Consider the following 22,259-nt stretch of genomic DNA (forward strand, 5'->3'; position numbering starts at 1 on the left):
CTCATCAGGCCGGCTGGGCCTGCATGCTGACCGGCCGCAAGGGCAGCAGCGGCGCATGCGGATCGGCTTTCATCGAAGCGCGCCAGGCATCCAGCCACTCGGCGTGACCTTCGGCCCAGACTTGCTCGTGCAGGCGTGCCAGCGCCACCGGGTCGCTCAGCAGTTGCAGGCGATCATGGTTGTTCAGCCCGGCCGGGCCGACCTTGATCGCGTGACGCACACGTTCCTGGCGCAGCCATTCGATCGGCTCGGCCTGACCGTGGCGGGAGGTCGCCAGCGAGCACGCCAGGGCGTTCTGCTGCGGATCGACCACTGCGCGGACGAAGCCGTCATTCAGTGCGTGGTAACGGTTTTCGTGGGTGTACTGGTCGGTTGCCAGCAGCGCCTGTGGCGGATTGTATTCCTCAGGGATGAGGAACAGGCTCTCGTCACGGGTCTTCAGACCAAGGCCGACACGACTGGAGATCACCGACACCGGGATCGACAGCATCAGCGAACCGACGATCGGCACCAGCCACCAGAGGAAGCTCGGGTTCAGCCAGATCACCAACAATGCCCAGAGAAAGCCCAGCAACGTCTGCGGCCCGTGGCGCTTGACCGCTTCGCTCCACGGCGTAGAGTCGTCATCACGTTGCGGCGAGTTCCAGGTCGCAGCCCAGCCGAGGAACGCGGCGAGGACGAAGCGGGTGTGGAAAATCATCCGCACCGGCGCCAGCAGCATGGAGAACAACATCTCCAGCAGCATCGACAGGGTCACCTTGAACTTGCCGCCGAACTCTTTGGCGCCCTTGGCCCAGATCAGGATGATGCTCAGCAGTTTCGGCAGGAACAGCAGCACGATGGTCGTCGAGAACAGCGCGATGGCCTTGTCCGGGTGCCATTGTGGCCACAGCGGATAAAGCTGACGCGGTTCGAGGAAGTACTGCGGCTCCATCAGCGTGTTCACCGCCAGCAGCGCGGTCGACAACACCAGGAAGAAGAACCACAACGGCGCCGAAAGGTACGACATCACGCCGGTCAGGAACACCGCGCGGTGCACCGGGTGCATGCCCTTGACCAGGAACAGGCGGAAGTTCATCAGGTTGCCGTGGCACCAGCGCCGGTCACGCTTGAGTTCGTCGAGCAGGTTCGGCGGCAACTCTTCGTAACTGCCCGGCAGGTCGTAGGCAATCCACACGCCCCAACCGGCACGGCGCATCAGCGCAGCTTCAACGAAGTCGTGGGACAGGATCGCACCGGAGAACGCACCTTTGCCCGGCAACGGCGCCAAGGCGCAGTGGTCGATGAACGGCTTCATGCGGATGATCGCGTTGTGACCCCAGTAGTGGGATTCACCCAACTGCCAGAAGTGCAGACCGGCCGTGAACAGCGGGCCATACACGCGGGTCGCGAACTGCTGCATGCGTGCATACAGCGTATCCATGCCCGAGGCACGCGGCGCGGTCTGGATGATCCCGGCGTCCGGCGTGGCTTCCATCAAACGCACCAGACTGGTCAGGCACTCGCCGCTCATCACCGAGTCGGCATCGAGCACCACCATGTATTTGTAGTCACCGCCCCAACGACGGCAGAAGTCGTCGAGGTTGCCACTCTTGCGTTTCACACGCCGGCGACGGCGACGATAGAAAATCTTGCCGAAGCCCTTGGCTTCACGGCAGACATCCAGCCAGGCCTGTTGCTCGGCGACGCAGATATCGGTGTCGTTACTGTCACTGAGAACGAAGAAGTCGAAGCGATCCAGATCACCGGTCGCGGCCACCGATTCGAACGTCGCCCGCAGACCGGCGAATACCCGCGGTACGTCTTCGTTGCAGATCGGCATCACCAGCGCAGTACGCGCATCTTTCGGGATCGGCTCGTTACCGGCGCTTTTCCCGGAGATACGGTATTTATCGTGACCGGTGAGCAACTCGAGGAAGCCCATCAGCGCGGTCCAGAAACCGGCCGAGACCCAGCAGAACAGAATCCCGAACAGGATCAGGATGCTGGTTTGCAGCGCGTACGGCAGCACTTGCGTGGCGGTTTGCAGCAGCGGCTGATGCAGAACTTCTTCCAGATCGACGAACGACCAGCCCTGGTACGGCATGATCCCTTTCATGTACCAGCCGGCGACGATGGTCTGGCCGAGCATCAGCAGCAACAGAATGTAGCGGCGGATCGAACCGACGGTGCGCCAGCGTGCGGCCGGCAGTACATTGGCGTCCTTCGGCGGCTGCGGCGGGTTGGTGCGCCCGGTCAGACGGCGCCAGCCACGCACCAGAATATTGGTGCGCCATGGTTCAGGCACAACCTTGGTACGGTGGATCGGCGGCGTGGCCTTGAGGCTGACCCGACCACTGGCGTCGAGCACCAGCATTTCCGCTTCGGCCAGTTCTTCGGCCGTGCTCAGGGTCAGACGCTTGCCCACCGAAGCCTGGGCGGCTTCGGCAGGAGCGTCGAATGTCGAGGACGACAGGCGTTCATGCAGCTCGCTGAACGACCGGCAACCCGCGAGTTCCGCGCGTTGCTCGTCGGTCATCGGCAGATGCGCCAGATACTCGGACAGAGTCTCTGGCTGTACTTGAGAGTTACTCATCGGCAGGCAACTGATAGCTCCAGGTCTCGGTCAGGACTTCTTCAGTCGGTGCCGATTCCGGTGTGGCTGGGGCCGCGTCGGCAGCGACTGGCTGCTTGGCGTCTTTGTTGGCCTGGTCCTTGGCATCGGCGGCAGGCTTGGCTTCAGCCTGTCTGGCTTCGGCGGCCTTGGCTTCCTTGTCGAGTTTTTCCTGTTGCTTGGCGGCCACCTTGTCAGCCTTGGCGACCGACGAGTTGGAGGCCGGCACGGATTTGCCCAGATCGGCTGTCACGACAGGCTGAACCAGGGCGGCGCGCATTTCGGTTGCCTTGCTCGGATCCTTGATCTTCATCCGCAGAGTCAGGCGCCAGCCCTTGGTTTCCGGGTTGTAGCGCACGCTGTTCTCGACCAGCTCGGCGTTGTCGCCAACGCTGACCTGACTGCGCACGTCGGCATCCGGCGTCAGGGCTGCCAGTGACGGGCCTTCGAAGTCGACAAGATAGGCAACGCTGCCATCCGGCTGACGGATCAGGTTCGATTGCTTGACGTCACCGGTCGAACGCAGAGTCTGTGCCACCCAGGCGCTGTCCGGCGCGTGGATCGCTGCTTCGTCCATGGTCCAGTGCATGCGGTAGGCGAAGTCCAGCGGCTGGCCTGGCTCCGGCATTTTTTCCGGGCTCCAGAACGCAACGATGTTGTCGTTGGTTTCGTCAGCGGTCGGAATCTCTACCAGATCGACAGTGCCCTTGCCCCACTCGCCCTTCGGCTCGATCCAGGCGCTTGGGCGCTTGTCGTAGCGGTCGTCGAGGTCTTCGTAGTGGCTGAAGTCACGGCCACGCTGCAGCAGACCGAAACCACGCGGGTTCTCGACGCTGAAGTTGCTCACGGCCAGATGTTTCGGGTTGTTCAGTGGACGCCAGATCCACTCGCCGTTGCCGGCATGGATCGACAGACCGCTGGAGTCGTGCAGTTCACGACGGTAGTTGAGGACTTTCGACGGCTGGTTGGCGCCGAACAGGAACATGCTGGTCAGCGGCGCGATGCCCAGTTTGCCGACCTTGTCACGCAGGAACATCTGCGCCTTGACGTCGACGATGGTGTCGCTGCCCGGACGCAGGATCAGGCGGTAGGCACCGGTGGCGCGCGGCGAATCGAGCAGAGCGAAGATCACCAGGTGCTTGTCGCCAGGCTTGGGCTGCTGAATCCAGAATTCGCGAAAACGCGGGAATTCTTCGCCCGACGGCAGCGCGGTATCGATCGCCAGACCACGGGCCGACAGACCGTAGGTATGCCCTTTGCCGACGACGCGGAAATAGCTCGCGCCCAGCATGGTCATGATTTCGTCTTGCTTGTCGGCCTTGTTGATCGGGTACAGCACACGGAAACCGGCGTAGCCCAGTTGTTCAGTGGCTTTCGGATCAAATTTCAGGTCGCCGAAATCGAAGCGGCTCGGATCGTATTTGATCTCCGAGACAGTATTCGCGGTGATTTCGTTGATTTTCACCGGCGTATCGAAATGCATACCCTGGTGATAGAAGGAGAGCTTGAACGGCGTCTTCTGATCGGCCCACTCAGCCTTTTCGGTGAGGAAGCGGATCTTCTGATAGTCCGCGAACTTCATTTCGCGAAATTCGTTCGGCAGGTTGCTGCGCGGGGCTTCGAACTTCTGCCCGGCCAGCTCTTTGGCCTTGGCCGATACGTCGTCAAGATTGAACGCCCAAAGCTGACCGGCGCTGAGCAGGCACAGGAGCGCCGAACCCGCTACCAGAGCACTTCGCATGCGTTTGGCAGACATTTTTGCTGCATTACAGGGACTAACAATCACGAGCAACCCTCGCCGAAAACAGATCAATAAACCAACGGCCAGATGAAGTGCCTGTAGGGTTTTCGGCAGTAAAAAACCGACCTTTCAGGGCACCCTTGCCAAGTTGGCGAGCAATGTTCCGACTCCGCCGGGGCAAAATGATTCCCCAATCGGATCCAGACAAGTCTCTACCTAAGTCAAAACGGATCAACGAATGTCGATCCCCGCAGCGCGCGATTATCTAGTAGCCCGGATGACAACGCATCAGGGGTAACAAAGTATTTATCGCGAAAACAGCCTAAAAACAGTCGAAATTTCCGAAAAAGGTGTTTCAGGCACTGTCAGGTCTGTAACAGGAAGGTTACCGGGCCGTCGTTGACCAAGTGCACCTGCATATCGGCGCCGAATCTACCTGATGCCACAGTGCCATGCATCTGTTTCGCTTTGCTTAATAGATAGTCGAACAATTCCTCACCCAGCGCCGGCGGTGCGGCCGTGGAAAAGCTCGGACGCAGGCCGCTTTTGGTATCGGCGGCGAGGGTGAACTGAGAGACCAGCAGCAACCCGCCACCCACATCCGCCAGGGACAGATTCATCTTGCCCTCGGCATCACTGAATACCCGATAGTTAAGCAGCTTATGCAGAAGTTTGTCGGCGCTGGTAGGCGTGTCGTCGGGTTCTACCGCCACCAGCACGAGCAAACCCTGATCGACCGCGCCGACTACCTCGCCGGCGACCTCTACCCGCGCACCGCGTACGCGTTGCAACAGCGCCTTCATGCTTCTTCGAGCGGCAGGTCGAGCAGGCGCTGGGCCATTTTGCTCGCGGCGCGCACCAGCGCATCGGTGATGCCCGGCTCGGATGCGGCGTGGCCGGCGTCTCGGATGACCTGCAATTCGCTGTTCGGCCAGGCCTGATGCAATTCCCAGGCGTTGTCGAGCGGGCAGATCACATCGTAGCGGCCATGGATGATCACGCCGGGCAGGTGGGCGATCTTGCCCATGTCGCGGATCAACTGGTTTGGCTCAAGGAACGCATTGTTGGTGAAGTAGTGACACTCGATCCGCGCGATCGACAGTGCGCGCTGCGGCTCGGAGAAACGATCGACCACCAGCGGGTTCGGCCGCAGGGTCGCGGTACGCCCCTCCCAGGTCGACCATGCTTTCGCCGCATGCATCTGGGCGATCTGGTCGTTGCCGATCAGGCGTTTGTGGAAAGCGCTGAGCAGGTCGTCGCGTTCGTCCAGCGGGATCGGCGCGATGTAGTCCTGCCAGTAATCGGGGAACAGGCGGCTGGCGCCGGCCTGATAGAACCATTCGATTTCCTGCGGACGGCAGAGAAAGATCCCGCGCAGAATCAGACCGTGGACCCGTTCCGGGTGGGTTTGTGCGTACGCCAGGGCCAGGGTCGAACCCCACGAGCCGCCGAACAGCACCCATTTTTCGATGCCAAGGTGCTTGCGAATGCGCTCCAGATCCTCGACCAGATCCCAAGTGGTGTTGTTTTCCAGGCTGGCGTGCGGGGTGGAGCGACCGCAGCCGCGCTGGTCGAAGGTGACGATGCGATACAGATTCGGATCGAAATAGCGCCGGCTCTGGGCGTCGCAGCCGGCGCCTGGGCCACCATGAATGAACACGACCGCTAATCCCTCCGGCGAGCCGCTTTCATCGACGTACAGCGTATGGGTGTCATCGACAGCCAGATCGTGCCGGGCGTGGGGTTTGATCTGCGGAAACAAAGTCTGCATTGCGCGCTCCGTAAGGGGTCGAGGTCATCCCTGGGGGGACTCGTATTATTCTGCCGTTGGGCATCATAAACCCGATTTGCGTCAATGAGCATGCCCCGGGGCCTGATCGTTCCCGCGCGGAGCGTGGGAACGATCAAATGCATCGACCTGTGAGAGCGGGCTTGCTCGCGAAGGGTCCGTGTCAGTCGACATGAACAGTGACTGATACACCGCCTTCGCGAGCAAGCCCGCTCCCACAGGGGTTAGGCGCTGTAGTGAGATTTTGCCCAGGCCAGATAGCCCTGCAGCAATTCCCTGAGCACCACCCGCGTCGGCTCGGCCAGGTCGGCGCGGTAGCGGAACGGTTCGAACTCTTCCATGTAGGTGGACTGGCACAGTTCCAGCTGCACAGCGTGGATGTTTTGCGCCGGATCGCCGTACTGGCGGGTGATGTGCCCGCCCTTGAACCGACCGTTGAGCACATGGGTGAACTGCGCGTGCTGCGCGCAGATCGCTTCCAGTTGAGTCGCCAGTTGCGGGTCACAACTGGCGCCATTGAAGGTGCCGAGGTTGAAGTCCGGCAGCTTGCCGTCGAACAGGTGCGGGATGATCGAGCGGATCGAGTGCGCATCGAACAGCAGCGCGTAGCCGAATGCGGCTTTCAGTCGCGCCAGCTCTTGCTGCAAGGTGCGATGGTAAGGCGTCCAGATCTGCTCCAGGTAAGTCACACGTTCCTCTTTCGACGGTTCCAGACCTTGCTGAAACAACGGAATACCGTCGAACAACGTTGCCGGATACAACCCGGTGGTCGCCCCGGCATACAACGGCTTGTCGTCGGACGGCCGGTTGAGGTCGATGACGAAGCGCGAATACTCAGCCGCCAGGGTGCTGGCGCCCAGCTCCTCGGCAAAGTCGTAGAGCTGCGGAATATGCCAGTCAGTGTCCGGCAGGCTCTTCGCCGCCGGGATCAGCCCGGCTTCAACCGCCGGGGTCAGACGCACACCGGCGTGGGGCATGCTGATCAGCAGCGGCACGCGACCTTGTTTGAAACTCAGAACCTTGTCCACAACCGCCCTCCTAGAAATTCGATTCAACGCCGTGACGCACGACGCGCTTGTCCAGATCGCCACCGAGCCAATAGGCCAGATCCGCCGGACGCTCGATGTCCCACGCCACGAAATCAGCGACCTTGCCAACCTCCAGCGAGCCATGGGTCTGCGCCATGCCCAGCGCCTGCGCGGCATGGATGGTCGCCCCGGCCAGAGCTTCTTCCGGGGTCATGCGCAAACAGGTGCAAGCCATGTTCAGCATCAGGCGCAACGACAGCGCCGGCGAGGTGCCGGGGTTGAGGTCGCTGGCGATGGCAATCTTCACCTTGTGCTTGCGCAGCGCATCCATCGGCGGCAATTGGGTTTCGCGCAGGAAATAGAACGCGCCCGGCAGCAACACGGCGACGGTGTCGGCAGCGGCCATGGCGATGGCATCGTCCTCGTCCATGAACTCCAGGTGATCGGCGGATAAGGCTTTGTAACGTGCGGCGAGGCTGGAGCCGTGCAGCGAGGACAGTTGCTCGGCGTGGAGTTTCACTGGCAGTCCGAGTTGTTGCGCGGCGACGAAGACCCGCTCGACCTGCTCCGGCGAAAACGCCAGGTATTCGCAGAACGCGTCCACGGCATCGATCAAACCTTCGGCGGCAAGGGCCGGGAGCATCTGCTCGCAGACCAGATCGATGTAATCGTCGGCGCGATCCTTGTACTCCGGCGGCAACGCGTGCGCCGCCAGGCAAGTGCTGCGCACGCTTATCGGCAGCTCTTCGGCCAGGCGCCGGATGACCCGCAGCAGCTTGCGTTCGTTGGCCAGATCGAGACCGTAGCCGGATTTCATTTCCACCGTGGTCACGCCGTCGCGCATCAGGCTTTTCAGACGTTTGGCGGCGCTGGCGAACAGCTCGTCTTCGCTCGCTTCACGGGTTGCGCGCACAGTGCTGGCGATGCCGCCGCCCTGCGCGGCGATCTCGGCATAGCTGACGCCTTGCAGACGCTGCTCGAACTCACCGCTGCGGTTGCCGCCGAATACGGTGTGGGTGTGGCAGTCGATCAGACCGGGGGTGACCCAAGCACCTTGCAGGTCATTGACCGCCGAAAATTCGCCGGACGGCAATTGAGCGCGCGGGCCGATCCATTCGATCAGCGTGCCGGACGTCACGATCGCGGCATCCTCGATGATCGAATAGGCGCCGTTGGCCATGGTTGCGACTTGGCAGTGTTGCCAGAGGGTTTTCATCCCGGTTCCTCTTATAGTGATCGTTCCCACGCGCAGCAAAGGAATGCAGCCCGTGACGCTCCGCGTCACTGGACGCGGAGCGTCCCTTGAGGCATTCCCACGAAGAGCGTGGGAACGATCAGTGGGTAGGGTTAAAGGCTCGGCAAAAGCTTCGCCGGCACCAACTCGGTCAGACACCGCGACGCCAGCAACTCAGTCGCCGCATTGATGTCCGGCGCAAAGAACCGATCCTTCTCATAGAACGGCACTTCCTTGCGCAAGATCGCCCGCGCCTGTTCCAGCTTCGGCGAGGTTTTCAGCCCATTGCGCAGATCCAGCCCCTGCACCGCCGCCAGCCATTCCACGGCGAGAATCCCACGGGTATTTTCTGCCATTTCCCAGAGACGCTTGCCCGCCGCCGGGGCCATCGACACATGGTCTTCCTGGTTGGCCGAGGTCGGCAGGCTGTCTACCGAATGCGGATGGGACAACGCCTTGTTTTCGCTGGCCAGTGCCGCAGCGGTCACCTGGGCGATCATGAAACCGGAGTTCACCCCGCCATTGGCCACCAGGAACGGCGGCAGTTGCGACATGTGCTTGTCCATCATCAGCGAGATGCGCCGTTCGCTCAGCGAGCCGATTTCAGCGATGGCCAAGGCCATGTTGTCAGCGGCCATGGCCACCGGCTCGGCGTGGAAGTTACCGCCGGAAATCACGTCGCCTTCAGCGGCGAATACCAAAGGGTTGTCGGAAACCGCGTTGGCTTCGACCGCCAGCACTTCAGCGGCCTGACGGAACTGGGTCAGGCAGGCGCCCATGACTTGCGGCTGGCAGCGCAGCGAGTACGGGTCCTGGACCTTGTCGCAATTCTGGTGCGAGGCGCAGACTTCGCTGCGCTCGTCGAGCAGATCGCGATAAGCCGCAGCGGCATCGATCTGACCTTTCTGCCCACGCGCTGCATGAATGCGCGCGTCGAACGGCGAGCGCGAGCCGAGCACGGCTTCTACGGTGAGACTGCCGAGCGCCAGGGCACCGGCAAACAGGTCTTCACCTTCGAACAAACCGCGCAGGGCAAATGCCGTGGAAACCTGAGTGCCGTTGAGCAGCGCCAGACCTTCTTTAGCCGCTAAAGTCAGCGGCGTCAGGCCGGCGACTTTCAGTGCTTCGGTGGCTTCAAGCCATTCGCCCTTGTAGCGCGCCTTGCCCTCGCCCAGCAGCACCAGCGACATGTGCGCGAGCGGCGCCAGATCGCCCGACGCACCGACCGAACCTTTCAGCGGAATATGCGGATAGACCCGGGCATTGATCAGCGCAATCAGCGCATCGATCACCTGCCGACGGATGCCGGAAAAACCGCGGCTGAGGCTGTTGACCTTGAGCACCATGATCAGTCGCACCAGCTCATCGCTGATCGGCTGGCCGACGCCGGCAGCGTGCGAGAGCACCAGCGAACGCTGGAGGTTTTCCAGGTCTTCACTGGCGATGCGCGTCGAGGCCAGCAGGCCGAAACCGGTGTTGATGCCGTAGGCGGTGCGATTCTCGGCGAGGATCTGCTCGACGCAGGCAACGCTGGCCTCGATCTGCGCACCGGCGCTGTTGTCGAGGGTCAAGGTGACCGGGTTCTGGTAGACGTCACGCAGTTGGGCCAGGCTCAGTTGGCCGGGGATCAGGTTCAGCGCAGTCATTAAAATGCTCCTGTTAGGCATTGTTATTAACTACCAGTCGCTCCGGAGCATTCCGTTATCCGTCGTTTTTCGTCTTGTGAACGATCCACGCCTTGGCACGCTGGTATGGGTAGTTGTCAGTGCAGATTCGGTAGAACGTTGTGCAGCAGATTCGGGTCTTTCAACACGGTCGCAGCGGCAGCGATATCCGGCGCCAGCCAGCGATCCTCATCGTAAGCAGGGACCGTTTCGCGCAGCAGGCGCCAGGCGCGGTCAGTGCCCACGCCAAAGCGCTGCTCCTTGAGGAATTCCAGCGCCTGCGCCGCCAGCAGGTATTCGATGGCGAGGATCTGCGTGCAGTTTTCCAGCGCGCGATGCAGCTTCAGCGCAGCGTTAGTGCCCATGCTCAGGTGATCTTCCTGCAGGCCCGAGGTGATGTAGTTGTCGAGTACCGCCGGTTGCGCCAACTGGCGGTTTTCCGCACACAGCGAAGCGGCGACGTACTGCACGATCATCATTCCGGAATTGACCCCCGGATTGGCCACCAGAAACGCCGGCAGACCGCTGACGTGCGGGTTGACGAGGCGATCGAGACGACGCTCGGCAATCGAGCCGATTTCAGCCATGGCAATCGCCAGCAGATCAGCCGCCATCGCCACCGACTGGCCGTGCGGGTTGGCCTGCGACATCACCCGGAAATTGTCCGGCGTGCCGAGCAATAGCGGATTGTCCGTGCAGCCATTGAGTTCGGCTTCGACCTGATTGATCGCATGCTGCAGTTGATCACGCGCCGCGCCGTGCACCTGCGGGATAGAGCGGATGCTCAGCGCGTCCTGCGTGCGAATGCCCTTGCTCGCGGCGATCACTTCGCTGCCATCGAGCAAGGCGCGCAGGTTGTGGCCGACCTGCTGCATGCCCGGATGCGGCTTGAGCGCGATGATCTCGGCATCGAACGCATCGATCTGGCCGCGCTGGGCTTCGAAACTCATCGCACCGATGACATCGGCCCATTGCAGCAGGCGCGTTGCATCGGCAATCGCCAGGCAACTGAGACCGGTCATGCACGGCGTGCCATTGACCAGACACAAACCGTCTTTTGCCCCCAAATGCATGGGCTCCAGGCCTTCTTCGGCCAACGCCTGTTGCGCCGAAATGATCTGCCCGCGATAGCTGACATTGCCCACGCCCAGCAGCGCGATACCGATGTGCGCCATGTGCGTCAGGTAACCCACCGAACCTTGCGACGGCACCTGCGGGGTGATACCGCTATTGAGCAGCGCCAGCAGCCCTTCGACTACGCGCCGATGCAGGCCGGATTTGCCGTGGCTGTAGTTGTGGACCGCGGCGCAGATGATTGCGCGGGTCTGCTCATCACTCAGGACCGGGCCAACCCCGCAGGCATGGCTGAGCAAGGTGTTGCGCGAGAGCTGGCTGAGCTGTTCGTCTTGCAGCGAAACGTTGGACAGGCCGCCCAGACCGGTGTTGACGCCATAGGCGCGCTCGCCGCTGGCGACGATGCGCTGGACGATGGCCTGAGCGTTGTCGATGCGCGCCCACGTGTCGCTGGACAATTCCAGCGGCGCACCGTGACGGGCGACAGCGACCACCTCCTGCCAATGCAGGTGGTCGCCAGTGATGATGATTTTTTCAGCCTGGGACATCTTTAACCTCATCCAAATATCGATGCAGCTTCACCGCCGCCTTCGCGAGCAAGCCCGCTCCCACATTAGATTTGTGGTGTTCACAAATTTTCGACACAACGCCGAACACATGTGGGAGCGGGCTTGATCGCGAAGAGGCCGGCACTATCACCGCAAATCTCTTTAAACCACCGCCGCCCGCCGCTGCACAAACCGGTCAACATACTCATCCGCCGGCGAATGCAGGATCTCTCTCGGCGTGCCGACCTGAATCAACCGGCCATCCTTGAGAATCGCGATGCGGTTACCAATGCGCACCGCCTCATCGAGGTCGTGGGTGATGAAGACGATGGTTTTGTGCAGGGTCTTTTGCAGCTCCAGCAATTGGTCCTGCATCTCGGCACGGATCAGCGGGTCGAGTGCACTGAAGGCTTCGTCCATCAGAATGATGTCGGTGTCCGCCGCCAAAGCGCGGGCCAGGCCGACGCGCTGACGCATGCCGCCGGAGAGCTGGTGCGGGTATTTGTTTTCGTAACCTTTGAGGCCGACGGTGTTGATCCAGTGCAGCGCGCGTTCGGCGCAGACCTGCTTGCTCTCGCCACGCACTTTCAAACCATAGGCGACGTTATCGAGTACGGTTTTGTGCGGCAGCAGGCCGAAACTCTGGAACACCATGCTGATCTTGTGTCGGCGAAATTCGCGCAGGGCGTCCATGTCGTACTGCAGGATGTCCTCGCCATCAACCAGAATCGCCCCGCTGGTGGGATCGATCAGGCGATTGAAGTGGCGCACCAGGGTGGATTTGCCCGAGCCGGACAGGCCCATGATCACAAAGATTTCGCCGGTGCCGATGCTCAGCGACAAGTCGTTCACGCCGACCACGCAACCGGTTTCGTTGAGCACCTGATCCTTGCTCTTGCCCTGGCCGACCATGGCCAGCGCATCCTTGGCGCGGTTGCCGAAAATCTTGAAGACGTTGCGCACTTCGATCTTGCTCACGCTTGCGTTGCTCATTTGTTCACCTCGTGGCGTGGCCGACCGTAGGCTTGAGTAATGCGGTCGATGACCACAGCGAGAATCACGATCGCCAGCCCGGCCTCCAGACCACGACCGACGTTGAGGGTCTGAATGCCCACCAGCACGTCTTCACCCAGGCCACGGGCGCCGATCATCGAGGCGATCACCACCATCGACAGGGCCATCATCGTGGTCTGGTTGATCCCGGCCATGATGCTTGGCAGCGCCAGTGGCAGTTGCACGCCGAACAGTTGCTGCCAGCGGTTGGCGCCAAAGGCGTTGATCGCCTCCATCACTTCACCATCGACCTGGCGAATACCCAGATCGGTCAGACGAATCAGCGGCGGTGCGGCGTAGATCACCGTGGCGAAAATCGCCGGCACCTTGCCCAGGCCGAAGAGCATCAGCACCGGAATCAGGTAAACGAAACTCGGCATGGTCTGCATGATGTCGAGCAGCGGCATCAGCACCGAACGCAAGCGATTGCTGCGCGCCGAGAGGATCCCGAGCGGAATGCCGATCAGCACTGAAATGATCGTCGCGACCATCATCAGCGCCAGGGTCTGCATGAGTTTGTCCCAGAGACCGACCGCGCCCACCAGAAACAACAAACCGACAATCACGGCGGTGGTGACGACTTTGCGCGTGGCGTGCCAGGCGATCACACCGACAATCGCCAGCATCAGCCACCACGGCGCCGCACGCAGCAGGCCTTCGAGACTGACGATGGCCCACAGCAGCGTGTCGGAGATGTGGCGGAATACGTCGCCGTAATTGGTCACCAGCGAATCGACCCAACCGTTGACCCAGTCGGCGATGGAAAAGGTAAAGCTTTCGGGAAACATAAGGGACTCTCAATCAAGGGGTTGCGATCAGCGTCCGGCTGCCGTAGCTGGCAGCCGGGGAATCCTGACCTACAAGGCCGCGTCGATTTTCCTGGCTGCGTCTGCACTGACCCACGCATGCCAGACTTCAGGATGTTCCTTGAGGAAGATTTTCGCCAGTTTTGCCGACTCGATACGTTCCTTGGCCATGCGCCCGAGGTTCTGGTTGAGCAAGTCGATCGGCAGGTTGACTTTCTCCAGCACGGCGACCAGCTCTGGAGCTTCGTCGTGAAAGGTTTTCGACAGGCCGACCTTGATGCTCACGGTCTTGTCGACGCCAGGTTTCTCTTCCAGTTTGACCGCATCGATCTGGCCCATCAGCGGGGTTGGCGACCAGTAGTAGAAAAGGATCGGCTCGCCACGCTTGTAACTCGACAGCACCGCTGCATCCAGCGCAGGGCCGGTGCCCGGACGGAAGTTTGTGTAGCTGTTTTCGAGGCCATAGCTCTTGAGCATTTCGCTGTTGTCGAGCTCGCAGGTCCAGCCGGCCGGGCAATTATAGAAACGGCCCTTGGATGGCTCTTCAGCGTCCTTGAACACGGCGGAATACTTGCCCAGATCAGCGATGTTTTTCAGGTCCGGGGCTTTCGCCTCAAGCTTGCGCTTGGCGTCGCCTTCGATCACGTAACGCGGCACGTACCAGCCTTCGACCGCGCCGACTACCGGTGCGCCGACACCAACGACTTTGCCGGCCTTCTCGGCCTTGTTCCAGACCTCGCTGCGGCCGACCCACTCTTCGGCGAACACTTGAATGTCGTTGCTGCTCAGGGCGTTTTCCATGGTGATGGAATTGCCCGGCAGACTGTCGGTCTTGCAGCCGTAACCTTTCTCCAGCACCACTTGCAGCACGTCGGTCAGGAGCATGCCGCTCTCCCAGTTCAGCCCGGCGAACTTCACCGGTTTGCCCGATTCGCACCAGCCGGCGGCTTGCGTCGCACCGGCACTGGCCAACAGGCCCATGGAAAGCAATGTGGTCAGCAGGGTCTTGTTCGATTTCATTGTCGTGACGCTCCTAATCATGAATGGGCTTACGGCAGTTCAAGAGGCATCCAGCCTGGTCCACGTCCAGATCAGGCCTGCGCCGCAGCGCGGCCGGACCCGCTCGTTTTTGCTTGTTGGGTGCTGTTCTGCTCGACCGGCAGAATCAGGCGATCGGGCACTGCGCTGTGCCACTTTTTCGCGCAGAGGTAATAGACGACGGCCGGCAGCAAGAGACCGATGATCCAGGAGATATCCACGTCACCGAGAGCGGCGACCAGCGGCCCGGTGTAGAACTTGGTCGAGATGAACGGCAACTGCACCAGCACGCCGAACACATAAACGCTGATGCCGAGCAGGTTCCAGCGGCCGTATCGACCGTTTGGATCGGCCAGCGCCGGCACGTCGTAGCGCTCGCGGGTGATGCAGTAGTAGTCGACCAGGTTGATCGCGCTCCACGGCGTAAAGAAGGCGAGCAGAAACAGGATGAACGACTTGAACGCACCGAGGAACGAGTGTTGCCCGAGCAGGGCAATCAGCGTCGCCGCGCCGACAATGAACAGCACGAACACCAGCCGCTGCATACGAGTCACCGTCAGGTGCCCTTTGAAGCCACTGATGACGGTGGCGATGCACATGAAGCTGCCGTAGGAGTTGAGCGTCGAAATGGTCACCTTGCCGAACGCGATGCTGAAATACAGCAGCGCGGCGGTGGCGCCGGTACCGCCGAGGCCGACGATGTAGGCGACCTCATGACCGGCGAATTGACCGTTGGCCGATGCGGCGGCAAACACGCCGAGAATCATCGCCACCTGGGCGCCGATCACCGAACCGGCACCGGCGGCGAAGAAGGTTTTCACCGATGAAGTGGCGCTCGGCAGGTAGCGCGAGTAGTCCGCCACGTACGGGCCGAAAGCGATCTGCCAGGACGCCGCCAGCGATACCGCCAAGAGGAAGCTGCTCCAGCTGAAGTGGCGGATCTGCAGGAGCGCGCCGACGTCGGTCTGGCTCATCAACCGCCAGAACAGGAACACGAAAGCGATCACGCCAATGACACTGGCGACGCGGCCGATCCAGTGGATCACGCGATAGCCAAGCACTGTGACCAGCACGATGACACTGGCGAAAATCAGGATGCCAACGCTGTCGCTGACACCGAACAACTGACCCAGCGCTTGCCCGGAGAGCACCGTCCCGGTAGCCGTGAAGCCCAGGTACATCAGGCACACCAGCACGATGGGAATCGCCGCGCCATAAACGCCGAATTGCACGCGACTGGAGATCATCTGTGGCAGACCGAGTTTCGGCCCTTGCGCAGCATGCAGCGCCATCACGCCACCGCCGAGCAATTGCCCGATCAGCAGACCGATCAACGACCAGAACACATCACCGCCCAGCACCACGGCCAGGGCCCCGGTGACGATCGCGGTAATCTGCAAATTCGCGCCCATCCACAGGGTGAACTGACTGAACAGACGACCGTGTCTTTCCGCTTCCGGGATGTAGTCGATCGAACGCCTTTCGATCAACGGTGTACTGCCTGCACGTTCGTTGTTAACCGCCATGATTCAACCTCTGTGGATTGTTATTTGGGTTGGTTCGCACACCTGTAGGAGCTGTCGAGTGAAACGAGGCTGCGATCTCTTGATCTTAAAAATCAACATCAAAAGATCGCAGCCTTCGGCAGCTCCTACAGTGCTTTTGCGTTATTTACCGGTGACCATCGGCAGATTCAGCCCCTGCTCTTTCGCGCAGTCGATCGCTATCTGGTAACCGGCATCGGCATGGCGCATGACGCCGGTCGCCGGGTCGTTGTGCAGCACGCGAGCAATGCGCTCGGCGGCTTCGTCCGTGCCGTCGCAGACAATCACCATCCCCGAATGCTGCGAGAAGCCCATGCCGACGCCGCCGCCGTGGTGCAGCGACACCCAGGTCGCGCCGCTGGCGGTGTTCAGCAGCGCGTTGAGCAGCGGCCAGTCGGAGACGGCGTCGGAACCGTCCTGCATCGATTCGGTTTCGCGGTTCGGGCTGGCAACCGAGCCGGAGTCGAGGTGGTCGCGACCGATCACTACCGGCGCCGACAGCTCACCGCTACGGACCATTTCGTTGAAGGCCAGACCGAGCTTGGCGCGCTGGCCCAGACCGACCCAGCAGATACGTGCCGGCAGACCCTGGAAGCTGATGCGCTCGCGGGCCATGTCCAGCCAGTTGTGCAGGTGCGCATCGTCGGGGATCAGCTCTTTGACCTTGGCGTCGGTTTTGTAGATGTCCTGGGGATCACCCGACAGCGCCGCCCAGCGGAACGGGCCGATGCCACGGCAGAACAGCGGACGGATATAGGCCGGCACGAAGCCCGGGAAATCGAAAGCGTTTTCGACGCCTTCTTCCTGAGCCATCTGACGGATGTTGTTGCCGTAGTCGAAGGTCGGAATGCCTTGTTTCTGGAACTCCAGCATGGCTTTCACATGCACCGCCATCGATTGCTTGGCGGCTTTGATCACAGCGGCCGGTTCGGTCTTGGCGCGAGCGCGATATTCGTCCCAGCTCCAGCCCGCCGGCAGGTAACCGTTGAGCGGGTCGTGGGCGCTGGTCTGGTCGGTGACCATGTCCGGGCGCACGCCACGCTTGACCAGTTCCGGGAGGATTTCTGCGGCGTTACCCAGCAGAGCGATGGAGATCGCTTTGCCTTCTTTGGTGTATTTGTCGATACGCGCCAGGGCGTCGTCGAGGTCTTTGGCCTGCTCGTCGACGTAACGGCTTTTCAGACGGAAGTCGATGCTCACCTGCTGGCATTCGATGTTCAGCGAGCAGGCGCCGGCCAGTGTCGCGGCCAACGGCTGCGCGCCGCCCATGCCACCGAGGCCGGCGGTGAGCACCCAGCGACCCTTGAGGTCAGCGTTGTAATGCTGGCGACCGGCCTCGACGAAGGTTTCGTAGGTGCCCTGAACGATGCCCTGGCTGCCGATGTAGATCCAGCTGCCGGCGGTCATCTGGCCGTACATGGCCAGGCCTTTGGCGTCGAGTTCATTGAAATGCTCCCAGCTCGCCCAGTGCGGCACCAGGTTGGAGTTGGCGATCAGCACGCGTGGCGCGTTGGCGTGAGTCTTGAACACGCCCACGGGTTTGCCCGATTGCACCAGCAGGGTTTCGTCGTCGTTCAGGTTGGTCAGGCTCTCGACGATTTTGTCGTAGCACTCCCAGTTACGCGCGGCGCGACCGATGCCACCGTAAACCACCAGCTCTTTCGGATTCTCGGCGACCTCCGGGTCGAGGTTGTTCATCAGCATGCGCAGCGGCGCTTCGGTCAGCCAGCTCTTGGCGGTCAGCGTGTTACCGCGGGCGGCGCGGATCTGCACATCACGAAACTTGTTGCTGTTCTGGGTATTGTCAGTCACGAAAAAGACTCCTCAGCGATCAATTCAAACCAACCCTGGCAGTGGGCAGCAGCCTGCGCGCCTCGATGCGCGACAAGCGAATCAGTGGACGCTGCGGAGAGTCTCGGACGACTCATACGCATACGTCTTTACTTGTACATACAAGCATATGCAATCAAGCGGCCAACTCGCTGAATGGGCGTTCAGGAAAAATCACAGGCAAGGCTGGAGAGCGCCTGAGTCGCGGGTTCTGGCGTGGATGAAATTTTCTGGATGGGTATTACGAGGCGATGCGATATGGCCAAGCGAACGTGGTTTTGCGCCACGCTGGGGCGTTCGGTAACAAGTTGGTGCGGATTTTGGGAACAACCAAAATCAAAAGATCGCAGCCTTCGGCGGCTCCTGCAGGGTGTACTCAATCCCACTGTAGGAGCTGCCGAAGGCTGCGATCTTTTGGATTTTCGAATCAGCGTGCAGTCAGTTCAACGACACAACAGCCAGCATCAACGCAGACTTCAACAAGCCCCGAATTACCGTCCAGTTGCAAACAATCATGCCGCCCCAATTTAGACGCGCCGTCACCAACCCGCACTTGGAGCAAGTCACTGACACTGAACACCAGCACCGTCGATGCCGAGCTGAAAAACCGCTGCTCACCCTCCAGCCAGTGCAACCGCGCGCTGTAACGCTGCGGCGCGTAGATCAGATTGAAGTCGCGAATCGCACCGCCCAGCAGCGTGCAAGACACCTGACTTTCGCCGCTGAAGGCATACGGGTCGAGCGGTAACAGTGGGCGGGTATCGTCACCGTCGACGCACAGGATCATGCCGTCACCTTGCAACACGGTGATGACCCGCTGATAACCGGCGAACATCGAAAAACCGCCGGATTCGGCAATGTCGGCAATCGACAGGCGCCAGCCGAAACCGTCGAGCCCTGCACCGGCGTCACGGGTGATTTCTTCGGTGCTGCCGCCGCCGTTTTTCCACGGCATGCGCGGGTAGCCTGTGGCGCGCAGAACCTTCAGTTCGAAATTCATTTATGGAACCGCCCTTCCAGACGATGGCGCGAACCCGGGTGAATCAGTCGCGCCGCGGTCACCGGCTGCCGCCCCGACCACGTGCGGCGACGAATCAGCAGGCACGGCTCACCCTTTTCAATCTGCAGCAATTTGCACTCGGACGGCTCAGCGAGAATCGCCTCGACCACGTGCTCGCCCTCGGTCAGCGGCGCAACCTGATTGAGATAGGCGTAGGGCGTTTGCAGGGTGAAGTCCTGCTTGAGGTATTCCGGCGCGACCAGGGCGTTGACGAAACGGTCTTCGATTTGCACAGCAATGTCGTTTTCGTAATGCACGATCAGCGAGTGGAAGACCTTCTGCCCTTCGCGCATGTCCAGTGCCAACGCGCGCTCGGAGCCGGCGGCCTCTTCTTCCAGGGTGATGACCTGGCAGGTGTGGCGATGGCCGCGCGAGGCGATTTCATCGGCGATGTTGTGTACTTCAAACAGCGCAGACTGGCTCTTCGGTTCAGCAACGAAAGTGCCGACACCCTGCATGCGCACCAGCAGGCCGTCGGCGGTCATCTCGCGCAGGGCGCGGTTGATGGTCATGCGGCTGAAGCCGAGCTGGCTGACCAGTTCGCTTTCGGACGGCACGCGGTAGTGCGGCGGCCAGTTACCGCTGTCGATCTGCTGGGTGATCATCTGTTTGACGCGGGCGTACAAGGGCGCCGGACTGTCGCCCATGTTCGCGGCCAACGGAGAAACTGGAGGCGGAGTCGGCACGGTTGATCCCTGTTCATTGGATGAAAGTGACTAGCTTGCCGGAGTTTACCGGGCAGGCAAACGTCTGTATATGTATATACAAATTACACACGATGGGGTGCCGAACGATGTCCGCCTTCTTTGCCGAACGCGCGCTGCTGCCTGATGGATGGGCCAACAATGTACGTCTCGACGTCAGTGCCGACGGCCTGTTGACTCGAATCCAGGCCGATTCCACTGCAGACGGCGCCGAACGGCTCTGCGGGCCGTTGCTGCCTGGGATGCCGAATCTGCACTCCCACGCCTTCCAACGCGCCATGGCTGGATTGGCCGAGGTGGCCGGCAACCCCAACGACAGTTTCTGGACCTGGCGCGATCTGATGTATCGCCTCGTCGGAAAAATCAGCCCCGACCAGCTCGGCATCATTGCCCGTCAGCTGTACATCGAAATGCTCAAGGCCGGTTACACCTCGGTCGCCGAATTTCACTACGTGCACCACGACAGCAACGGCCAGCCTTACGCCGATCCGGCCGAGCTGGCGGTGCGCATCAGCCAGGCCGCCAGCGAAAGCGGCATTGGTCTGACCCTGCTGCCGGTGCTCTACAGCCATTCCGGTTTCGGTGGCCAGATGCCAAACGATGGCCAGCGTCGCTTTATCAACAGCACTGAAAACTATCTGAATCTGCAAGCGCGTTTGCAGCCGTTACTGGCGCAGCAAAAAGCGCAGTCGCTGGGTCTGTGTTTCCATTCGCTTCGCGCAGTCACCCCGCAGCAGATCAGCGAGGTGTTGGCGGCCAGTGACAAACACTGCCCGGTGCATATCCACATCGCCGAACAGCAAAAGGAAGTCGACGACTGCCTGAGCTGGAGCGGTCGTCGTCCGTTGCAATGGCTGTACGAGAACATCGAAGTCGATCAGCGTTGGTGCCTGGTCCATGCGACGCACGCCAATTCCGAAGAGGTCACGCTGATGGCCGACAGTCGCGCAATCGCCGGGTTGTGTCTGACCACTGAGGCGAATCTTGGCGACGGGATTTTCCCGGCGGTGGATTTTCTCGCCCAGGGCGGGCGCATGGGTATTGGCTCCGACAGCCATGTCTCGCTGAGCGTGGTGGAAGAGTTGCGCTGGCTGGAATATGGCCAGCGCCTGCGCGATCAGCGGCGCAATCGCTTGTATGGCGCGCAGCAACCGATGGTCGGTCGCACCCTGTATGACGCGGCGCTGGACGGCGGCGCGCAGGCGCTGGGGCAGCCGATTGGTGCGTTGGAAATCGGCAAGCGCGCGGACTGGATCGTGCTTGACGGCAACGATCCGTATCTGGCGACGGCTTCGGGGGACGGGATTCTGAATCGCTGGCTGTTCGCCGGTGGCGATCGGCAAGTGCGTGATGTGCTGGTCAATGGCCAGTGGGTGGTGCGCGATGGCCGGCATGCCGGCGAAGAGGATAGCGCCCGAGCCTTCACCCAGGTTTTGCGCGATCTTTTAGGCTGACCCAAAACGACTGTGGGAGCGGGCTTGCTCGCGAAAGCGGTGCATCAGTCAATATTCATCTCGACTGATACACCCTCTTCGCGAGCAAGCCCGCTCCCACATTTGATGTGTATCGAAGCTTAATTCGAAGTCTTCGCCATCTGCCGATCCGACGCGCGCCAGATCAGGCGTGTGGTGTCGTAACCCTGCTGCCGCGCCTTGCTCAGCAGCTCTTCGCGCACTACGCCGTTGACGGTCGGCGTGCGTGACAGCAGCCACAGGTACTTGCGACTCGGATCGCCGACGATGGCGGTCTTGTAATCGTCGCTGACGTACAACACCCAGTACTCGCCCTTCGCCACGCCCGGCACCAGGCGCGAGAACCAGTTATCGAATTCGACCCAGAGTTTGTCGGTCTTGCCCGGCACCTGTGGATAAGCCGTGCCTTTGGCTTCTTCCCACTGCCACTGCGGGGTCAGGCAACGGTTGAGCACACCGATGTTGCCGTCAGGCTTGAGGCTGTAGTGGGCTTCGGATTGCGCGCAGTGGCGCTGGAAGTACATCGGCAAGCGTGCCAGTTCATACCAGGTGCCTTGATAACGCTTGAGATTGACGCTGTCGACGGTCTTCGGCGCCAACGGGTCGACGCCGGAAGTGGCGCAGCCAGCCAGTACCAGGCCAGCAAAAAGGATCAGCAATAACCGCTTCATTTTTTTCTCCGTGGGCGCGAAGCCCCGGTTTACTTCAGGCCTTGGCCGGAAAACATCAGCACTTTGTCACCGGCGTACTGCACGCTGATAAAGCTGTTCTTGTCGCCCCAGGTGCAGCTGGACATACCGAGCGCGCCCGAGCAATCGGTGGGCTTGCCGAGAAGGGTTTCCACTTCGGACTTGGCCATGCCGGCCGAGAGCTTCGAGTAGTTTTCCTGATTGACCTTGCTGCATGCGGCCAACAGCACGCAAAACGACAGCAGGGCGATAGATCGCAGCGACATGGTGAAACTCCTGAAACGAGGGGGGATGGCATGGTGCCAACCAGAAGCTTAGAAGAGCAAAGTGTCATCTGGTTCCGTGAGCGAACGCCTATTTATCAGCCCGCCCGTCTGGCTTTTGCCGATAAA

The 22,259-nt window shown here is 61.1% G+C and carries 18 protein-coding genes; 1 reads left to right on the forward strand and 17 read right to left on the reverse strand.

Translation table 11 applies throughout. The features are described from left to right. Positions 1-4: 4 nt before the first annotated feature. The 15 genes from mdoH to hutC form a co-directional block, all read right to left on the reverse strand. Positions 5-2,575 (reverse strand): glucans biosynthesis glucosyltransferase MdoH, encoded by a 2,571-nt coding sequence (gene mdoH, locus ACIGDJ_RS10175; RefSeq protein ID WP_397479468.1) that lies wholly within the window; start codon positions 2,573-2,575, stop codon positions 5-7. Next, entirely contained in the window at positions 2,568-4,349 is a 1,782-nt protein-coding gene (locus ACIGDJ_RS10180) for a glucan biosynthesis protein G (protein WP_178081146.1), read from the reverse strand. Before ACIGDJ_RS10180 ends, mdoH begins: the two co-directional genes overlap by 8 nt. Positions 4,350-4,699: 350 nt before the next feature. After that, positions 4,700-5,137 (reverse strand): D-aminoacyl-tRNA deacylase, encoded by a 438-nt coding sequence (dtd, locus tag ACIGDJ_RS10185; protein WP_101156687.1) that lies wholly within the window; start codon positions 5,135-5,137, stop codon positions 4,700-4,702. Further along, complete coding sequence (pip, locus tag ACIGDJ_RS10190; protein WP_101156690.1) at positions 5,134-6,105, reverse strand: prolyl aminopeptidase; 972 nt, start codon at positions 6,103-6,105, stop codon at positions 5,134-5,136. Before pip ends, dtd begins: the two co-directional genes overlap by 4 nt. Positions 6,106-6,347: 242 nt before the next feature. Further along, positions 6,348-7,151, reverse strand: coding sequence for an N-formylglutamate deformylase (gene hutG, locus ACIGDJ_RS10195; RefSeq protein WP_397479467.1), 804 nt, complete (start codon positions 7,149-7,151; stop codon positions 6,348-6,350). A gap of 10 nt (positions 7,152-7,161) precedes the next feature. Continuing rightward, positions 7,162-8,367 carry an imidazolonepropionase gene (gene hutI, locus ACIGDJ_RS10200; protein ID WP_101156698.1) on the reverse strand — a complete coding sequence of 402 codons (1,206 nt, stop codon included), beginning with the start codon at positions 8,365-8,367 and terminating at the stop codon, positions 7,162-7,164. A 131-nt stretch (positions 8,368-8,498) separates the two neighbouring features. Beyond that, positions 8,499-10,031, reverse strand: coding sequence for a histidine ammonia-lyase (gene hutH / locus ACIGDJ_RS10205; RefSeq protein WP_397479466.1), 1,533 nt, complete (start codon positions 10,029-10,031; stop codon positions 8,499-8,501). A 116-nt stretch (positions 10,032-10,147) separates the two neighbouring features. Then, entirely contained in the window at positions 10,148-11,671 is a 1,524-nt protein-coding gene (gene hutH / locus ACIGDJ_RS10210) for a histidine ammonia-lyase (protein WP_397479465.1), read from the reverse strand. A gap of 162 nt (positions 11,672-11,833) precedes the next feature. Then, positions 11,834-12,664, reverse strand: coding sequence for a glycine betaine/L-proline ABC transporter ATP-binding protein (locus tag ACIGDJ_RS10215; protein ID WP_016772086.1), 831 nt, complete (start codon positions 12,662-12,664; stop codon positions 11,834-11,836). Then, positions 12,661-13,512, reverse strand: coding sequence for a proline/glycine betaine ABC transporter permease (locus ACIGDJ_RS10220; protein WP_101156706.1), 852 nt, complete (start codon positions 13,510-13,512; stop codon positions 12,661-12,663). Before ACIGDJ_RS10220 ends, ACIGDJ_RS10215 begins: the two co-directional genes overlap by 4 nt. A 69-nt stretch (positions 13,513-13,581) precedes the next feature. Continuing rightward, positions 13,582-14,550, reverse strand: a complete 969-nt coding sequence (locus ACIGDJ_RS10225; RefSeq protein WP_397479464.1) for an ABC transporter substrate-binding protein — start codon at positions 14,548-14,550, stop codon at positions 13,582-13,584. 71 nt (positions 14,551-14,621) lie between these two features. Continuing rightward, the gene (locus tag ACIGDJ_RS10230; RefSeq protein ID WP_397479463.1) at positions 14,622-16,094 is read right to left on the reverse strand and encodes a purine-cytosine permease family protein; all 1,473 of its coding nucleotides are present in this window, start codon (positions 16,092-16,094) and stop codon (positions 14,622-14,624) included. A 141-nt stretch (positions 16,095-16,235) separates the two neighbouring features. After that, on the reverse strand, positions 16,236-17,924 hold the full coding sequence (hutU, locus tag ACIGDJ_RS10235; RefSeq protein WP_397479462.1) for a urocanate hydratase: 1,689 nt from the start codon (positions 17,922-17,924) through the stop codon (positions 16,236-16,238). A gap of 445 nt (positions 17,925-18,369) precedes the next feature. Further along, positions 18,370-18,942 (reverse strand): HutD family protein, encoded by a 573-nt coding sequence (locus ACIGDJ_RS10240; RefSeq protein ID WP_397479461.1) that lies wholly within the window; start codon positions 18,940-18,942, stop codon positions 18,370-18,372. After that, on the reverse strand, positions 18,939-19,649 hold the full coding sequence (hutC, locus tag ACIGDJ_RS10245) for a histidine utilization repressor (protein WP_178081150.1): 711 nt from the start codon (positions 19,647-19,649) through the stop codon (positions 18,939-18,941). The genes ACIGDJ_RS10240 and hutC overlap by 4 nt, the downstream gene beginning before the upstream one ends. Before the next feature lie 146 nt (positions 19,650-19,795). Between hutC and ACIGDJ_RS10250 the strand changes: the two genes are divergently transcribed. Then, entirely contained in the window at positions 19,796-21,160 is a 1,365-nt protein-coding gene (locus ACIGDJ_RS10250) for a formimidoylglutamate deiminase (protein WP_101156730.1), read from the forward strand. 119 nt (positions 21,161-21,279) lie between these two features. Here the strand turns inward: ACIGDJ_RS10250 and ACIGDJ_RS10255 are convergent, their stop codons facing one another. After that, positions 21,280-21,849 (reverse strand): lipocalin family protein, encoded by a 570-nt coding sequence (locus ACIGDJ_RS10255; protein ID WP_101156732.1) that lies wholly within the window; start codon positions 21,847-21,849, stop codon positions 21,280-21,282. A 29-nt stretch (positions 21,850-21,878) separates the two neighbouring features. Then, positions 21,879-22,133, reverse strand: a complete 255-nt coding sequence (locus ACIGDJ_RS10260) for a hypothetical protein (protein ID WP_016772095.1) — start codon at positions 22,131-22,133, stop codon at positions 21,879-21,881. Between the last annotated feature and the right edge of the window lie 126 nt (positions 22,134-22,259).

This window comes from Pseudomonas sp. NPDC079367, from assembly GCF_044542195.1.
Classification (GTDB): domain Bacteria; phylum Pseudomonadota; class Gammaproteobacteria; order Pseudomonadales; family Pseudomonadaceae; genus Aquipseudomonas.

Excerpts from the sequence above, each read along its gene's own strand:
- mdoH (WP_397479468.1), bottom strand. The coding sequence starts at position 2,575 with ATGAGTAACTCTCAAGTACAGCCAGAGACTCTGTCCGAGTATCTGGCG.
- ACIGDJ_RS10180 (WP_178081146.1), bottom strand. The coding sequence starts at position 4,349 with ATGTCTGCCAAACGCATGCGAAGTGCTCTGGTAGCGGGTTCGGCGCTC.
- dtd (WP_101156687.1), bottom strand. The coding sequence starts at position 5,137 with ATGAAGGCGCTGTTGCAACGCGTACGCGGTGCGCGGGTAGAGGTCGCC.
- pip (WP_101156690.1), bottom strand. The coding sequence starts at position 6,105 with ATGCAGACTTTGTTTCCGCAGATCAAACCCCACGCCCGGCACGATCTG.
- hutI (WP_101156698.1), bottom strand. The coding sequence starts at position 8,367 with ATGAAAACCCTCTGGCAACACTGCCAAGTCGCAACCATGGCCAACGGC.
- hutH (WP_397479466.1), bottom strand. The coding sequence starts at position 10,031 with ATGACTGCGCTGAACCTGATCCCCGGCCAACTGAGCCTGGCCCAACTG.
- hutH (WP_397479465.1), bottom strand. The coding sequence starts at position 11,671 with ATGTCCCAGGCTGAAAAAATCATCATCACTGGCGACCACCTGCATTGG.
- ACIGDJ_RS10215 (WP_016772086.1), bottom strand. The coding sequence starts at position 12,664 with ATGAGCAACGCAAGCGTGAGCAAGATCGAAGTGCGCAACGTCTTCAAG.
- ACIGDJ_RS10220 (WP_101156706.1), bottom strand. The coding sequence starts at position 13,512 with ATGTTTCCCGAAAGCTTTACCTTTTCCATCGCCGACTGGGTCAACGGT.
- ACIGDJ_RS10225 (WP_397479464.1), bottom strand. The coding sequence starts at position 14,550 with ATGAAATCGAACAAGACCCTGCTGACCACATTGCTTTCCATGGGCCTG.
- ACIGDJ_RS10230 (WP_397479463.1), bottom strand. The coding sequence starts at position 16,094 with ATGGCGGTTAACAACGAACGTGCAGGCAGTACACCGTTGATCGAAAGG.
- ACIGDJ_RS10240 (WP_397479461.1), bottom strand. The coding sequence starts at position 18,942 with ATGAATTTCGAACTGAAGGTTCTGCGCGCCACAGGCTACCCGCGCATG.
- hutC (WP_178081150.1), bottom strand. The coding sequence starts at position 19,649 with ATGGGCGACAGTCCGGCGCCCTTGTACGCCCGCGTCAAACAGATGATC.
- ACIGDJ_RS10250 (WP_101156730.1), top strand. The coding sequence starts at position 19,796 with ATGTCCGCCTTCTTTGCCGAACGCGCGCTGCTGCCTGATGGATGGGCC.
- ACIGDJ_RS10255 (WP_101156732.1), bottom strand. The coding sequence starts at position 21,849 with ATGAAGCGGTTATTGCTGATCCTTTTTGCTGGCCTGGTACTGGCTGGC.
- ACIGDJ_RS10260 (WP_016772095.1), bottom strand. The coding sequence starts at position 22,133 with ATGTCGCTGCGATCTATCGCCCTGCTGTCGTTTTGCGTGCTGTTGGCC.